The organism is Klebsiella sp. 141161, assembly GCF_050600815.1.
In the GTDB taxonomy this organism is placed as follows: domain Bacteria; phylum Pseudomonadota; class Gammaproteobacteria; order Enterobacterales; family Enterobacteriaceae; genus Klebsiella; species Klebsiella aerogenes.
The window spans coordinates 1-4473 of sequence record NZ_JAQIRN010000017.1 but is presented as its reverse complement, the minus strand read 5'-3'; the positions used below and the strand labels follow the sequence as shown (position 1 = coordinate 4473).

At 50.0% G+C, this 4473-nt stretch carries 4 protein-coding genes, 4 tRNA genes and 1 rRNA gene; 1 reads left to right on the top strand and 8 read right to left on the bottom strand.

Annotated elements, in window-relative coordinates; all coding sequences use genetic code 11:
* The 5 genes from PGR79_RS23755 to PGR79_RS23735 all read right to left on the bottom strand — a co-directional run.
* The coding region (locus PGR79_RS23755; RefSeq protein WP_000031656.1) for a GTP-binding protein at nt 1–194 on the bottom strand (194 nt) is incomplete at its 3' end.
* A gap of 115 nt (nt 195–309) precedes the next feature.
* Nucleotides 310–385 (bottom strand) — tRNA-Thr (locus PGR79_RS23750).
* A 5-nt stretch (nt 386–390) separates the two neighbouring features.
* Nucleotides 391–465: transfer RNA gene (locus PGR79_RS23745), tRNA-Gly, on the bottom strand.
* Nucleotides 466–580: 115 nt separating this feature from the next.
* Nucleotides 581–665, bottom strand: a tRNA-Tyr gene (locus tag PGR79_RS23740).
* A gap of 10 nt (nt 666–675) precedes the next feature.
* Nucleotides 676–751, bottom strand: a tRNA-Thr gene (locus PGR79_RS23735).
* Between the two features lie 430 nt (nt 752–1181).
* On the opposite strand from PGR79_RS23735, the gene coaA reads away from it, so the two are divergent.
* Nucleotides 1182–2132, top strand: a complete 951-nt coding sequence (coaA, locus tag PGR79_RS23730) for a type I pantothenate kinase (RefSeq protein ID WP_015368830.1) — start codon at nt 1182–1184, stop codon at nt 2130–2132.
* 26 nt (nt 2133–2158) lie between these two features.
* Here the strand turns inward: coaA and birA are convergent, their stop codons facing one another.
* The 3 genes from birA to rrf all read right to left on the bottom strand — a co-directional run.
* Nucleotides 2159–3121, bottom strand: a complete 963-nt coding sequence (gene birA / locus PGR79_RS23725; RefSeq protein WP_087859665.1) for a bifunctional biotin--[acetyl-CoA-carboxylase] ligase/biotin operon repressor BirA — start codon at nt 3119–3121, stop codon at nt 2159–2161.
* Entirely contained in the window at nt 3118–4173 is a 1056-nt protein-coding gene (gene murB, locus PGR79_RS23720) for a UDP-N-acetylmuramate dehydrogenase (RefSeq protein WP_430922619.1), read from the bottom strand. Before murB ends, birA begins: the two co-directional genes overlap by 4 nt.
* 217 nt (nt 4174–4390) lie before the next feature.
* Nucleotides 4391–4473: ribosomal RNA gene (gene rrf, locus PGR79_RS23715) — 5S ribosomal RNA — on the bottom strand; the annotation flags it as partial.

Sequence of the window (4473 nt, the reverse complement as noted above, 5' to 3'; positions counted from 1 at the left end):
GTGTTGATGGTGATACCACGAGCTTTTTCTTCCGGCGCGTTATCGATCTGGTCGAATGCGCGAGCAGCACCGCCGTAGGTTTTAGCCAGTACGGTAGTGATTGCAGCGGTCAGCGTTGTTTTACCATGGTCAACGTGGCCGATAGTACCGACGTTAACGTGCGGTTTTGTACGTTCAAACTTTTCTTTAGACATCGATTGTCCCTCTAAGACACGGATAAATCGGTGATATCACCACATCAACCAGGCAACATGCCCGACTTGTTGAATGCAATAAACAGAGAGAAACAGGGAAGGAGAGATAAAGAAGTGGTGCTGATACCCAGAGTCGAACTGGGGACCTCACCCTTACCAAGGGTGCGCTCTACCAACTGAGCCATATCAGCACGTCTGGAGCGGGCAGCGGGAATCGAACCCGCATCATCAGCTTGGAAGGCTGAGGTAATAGCCATTATACGATGCCCGCATCCTGAAACTCGGCTACCCAGTTCTTTCTGTAACAAAAAAGAGATTGCTCTCTTTAATGTTGAGCTGATTAGTTTACCCAACCAACTCCGGCTACGCAAAGCGTCGCCCGAAAGTGGTGGTGGGGGAAGGATTCGAACCTTCGAAGTCGATGACGGCAGATTTACAGTCTGCTCCCTTTGGCCGCTCGGGAACCCCACCCAAATTGTTATGGTGCCGACTACCGGAATCGAACTGGTGACCTACTGATTACAAGTCAGTTGCTCTACCTACTGAGCTAAGTCGGCATCAAGTAGCGCGCATTCTAGGGAGACCTGCGAGTTCATGCAACTAAAAATTTGCATAAAACGTTCTCTTGCTCACATTTTGTGCTCTTACGCGAAAAAACGGTGTAATTTCAAACAATGGAGTGCAAAAAAAGCGCATTCCTTAATGCAGAATTTGTTTCGCTGCGCCTGTCAGATAAAAGAGTGACGGTTTTTTCACCTGGGAATCCTGGTGGCAGGCGCGATCGCTAACCTGCAAAGATAGCAGACTCGCTTTCTCCCCTCTTTCTACTTATTCATCACTTGTGATGCTGCTATGAGAAAGCGCCCTTCGATGAGTTTTTTTCTTATTATTCCCGGCATTCTGGTGTTACCCTCCTGCCCATTGTCCTGATTAACTAGTGTGAAGCATCACCGCTACCTCTTTTTCGGTGATAGTAAGAACATGCTTATGAGCAAAAAAGAGCAGACGTTAATGACACCCTATCTACAATTTAACCGCAACCAATGGGCTGCACTTCGTGATTCCGTTCCGATGACGCTGACAGAGGAAGAAATCGCGCGGTTAAAAGGCATCAACGAAGATCTTTCGCTGGAAGAAGTCGCCGAGATCTATTTGCCGCTGTCACGTTTGCTCAATTTCTATATCAGTTCCAACCTCCGTCGCCAGGCGGTGCTTGAGCAATTCCTTGGTACCAACGGCCAGCGTATCCCTTACATCATCAGTATTGCAGGTAGCGTAGCGGTGGGTAAAAGTACAACAGCGCGTGTTTTACAGGCGCTGCTTAGCCGCTGGCCGGAACATCGTCATGTTGAACTGATAACTACCGATGGCTTCTTACATCCTAACTCGGTGTTAAAAGAACGCGGCTTGATGAAGAAAAAGGGCTTCCCGCAGTCCTATGATATGCATCGGTTGGTGAAGTTTGTTTCTGACCTGAAATCTGGCGTACCAAATGCCACCGCGCCTGTCTATTCCCATCTGATTTATGATGTTATTCCTGATGGCGATAAAACCGTTGCTCAACCGGATATTCTTATTCTGGAAGGTTTGAACGTTCTGCAAAGCGGGATGGATTATCCGCACGACCCGCATCATGTATTTGTCTCTGACTTTGTCGACTTCTCTATTTATGTCGATGCGCCGGAAGACTTATTAAAGAACTGGTATATCAATCGCTTCCTGAAATTCCGTGAAGGTGCTTTTACCGATCCGGATTCTTATTTCCATAATTACGCCAAACTCTCAAAAGACGAAGCGGTCAATATTGCCACTTCATTATGGAATGAGATCAACCTACTGAACTTAAAAGAAAATATATTACCAACCAGAGAGCGAGCCAGCTTGATAATGACCAAAAGTGCAAATCATTCGGTCGATCAAGTTCGCCTACGGAAATAAAAAAGGGAGCGCAAGCTCCCTTCTGTTTATTCAGCGCTACGCAGCGATATCTCGCCTCCGACCCAAGGTTTAATTACCCCGTCCTGCTCGAGTAATAATGCCCCTTGCGCATCAATTCCGCGAGAAATACCAAATATTTCCTTATCGCCAATAATTAGCTTCACTGGCCGATTGATAAAGTTGTCCAGTTTTTCCCAGCGTGGCAGATAAGGTGTTAAACCTTCCTGTTCGAATAGCTGCAAACCGGTACGTAACGCTTTCACCAGACGCGCCGTCAGGGTGTTACGGTCAATGAAGACTCCCGCCTCCTGAAGGCTGATCCACCCCTGATTGACAACATCAGACTCAACCCGGCGCATCACGAGGTTGATACCAGCACCGCTGACGATCTGCGCGGCATCACCGGTTTTACCTGTCAGTTCTACCAGGATACCGGACAACTTGCGGTCCTGCAGATAAATATCATTCGGCCATTTGACCCGAACGTTATCCGCCCCCAGGCTCTGCAGTACTTCTGCAATCACAATACCGATGACCAGGCTCAAACCAATCGCAGCGGCAGGGCCTTGTTCCAGACGCCAGTACATGGAGAGATAAAGATTGGCCCCAAACGGTGAGAACCACTTACGCCCGCGGCGACCGCGACCAGCCTGCTGATATTCAGCGACACAAGCATCACCTGACTCCAGTTCGTCCAGCCGATCCAGCAAATACTGGTTGGTGGAATCAATCACCGGCAGCACGGTAATACGACCTTGTTTAATCTGCCCGGCAATCTTTTGCTCATCCAGTAATTCGATCGGCTCAGGGAGGCTATAGCCCTTCCCTGGTACGGTAAATACATCAACACCCCAGTCGCGGAGCGTCTGCATATGTTTGTTAATTGCCGCGCGGCTCATTCCCAGGCGTTCGCCGAGTTGTTCACCAGAGTGAAACTCGCCATCCGCCAGAATAGAGATAAGCGTCAGGGGTACGGTATTGTCTTTCATGCAATCACCTCTTCCGCATTCACTTCACCCTGCTCTCCGATGAAGCGCACTTCAGGCTGGAGCCAAACGTTAAATTTCTCGCCCACCTGCTGGCGGACATAGTGTGCCAACCCAACGACATCATCGCTGGTCGCCTGGTTTTCGTTGATCAGTACCAGCGCCTGCTGGCGGTGAACGGCAGCCCCACCGATCGTTTTACCTTTTAGCTGACACTGGTCGATAAGCCAACCGGCCGCCAGCTTAATGCTGCCGTCAGCCTGTGGATAATGTGGCGCATTAGGGAATGCTGCCAGCAACGCCTGGGCGACCTGAGTACTGACGACCGGGTTTTTAAAGAAGCTTCCGGCATTACCATTTACTTTCGGATCCGGTAACTTGGTCATACGCATATGGCAAACGGCATCGAATACCTGGCGTGGGGTAACAGTTTGCGGATCGAGACGGGTTAAATCACCATAGGTCAGGACGGGCTGCCATGCTTTTTCCAGCCGTAGTCCAACAGCCACTATCGCGTAACGATCCTGATATTCATGTTTGAAAATACTGTCGCGATAGCCGAACCGGCACTCTGCGGCAGAAAGGCGCTGCTTGCGACCTGTTTCGAGTTCGATACAGTCTACGTATTCACATACTCGCTGCAGTTCGACGCCATAGGCACCAATATTTTGAATTGGTGAAGACCCCGCGCAACCAGGAATTAAGGCCAGGTTTTCCAGCCCAGGCATTCCATTTTCCAGCGCAAATTGCACCAGTTGATGCCAGTTTTCACCGGCGCCAACGTGCAAACGCCAGGCTTCAGACGTTTCGCTTACCTCGATCCCCATGATGCGGTTGATGATCACCGTGCCGGAATAGTCTTTCAGGAACAGAACGTTGCTTCCTTCTCCAAGGATCAGACAAGGTTGGTGTTCTGCAGCGGCGGCTTGCCAGGCAGCCAGCAACTGTTGTTCATTTTCAGCAAGTACAATTGCTTTGGCAGAATGGCTAATGCCAAAGGTATTCCAGGGTTTGAGGGAGAGGTTCATAGTGGCTTCCTGATGCAAAATCTGCATTAGTTTACCGTATATAGCGAGGGAAGGCTTGCCTGAATAATATCGGTTCAGGGCCGGATTCTAGTCATCATGGGCGTTAATGAATGGCGGCGCAGACCGGGGAAGGATCGGTAGCCCCGGTAAGCGCAGCGCCACCGGGGGAATGGCGGCGCGTCTGGCCGCAAAACACAAAAACAAAAGGCCCAGTCTTCCGACTGAGCCTTTTGTTTTATTTGATGCCTGGCAGTTCCCTACTCTCACATGGGGAGACCCCACACTACCATCGGCGCTACGGCGTTTCACTTCTGAGTTCGGCATGGG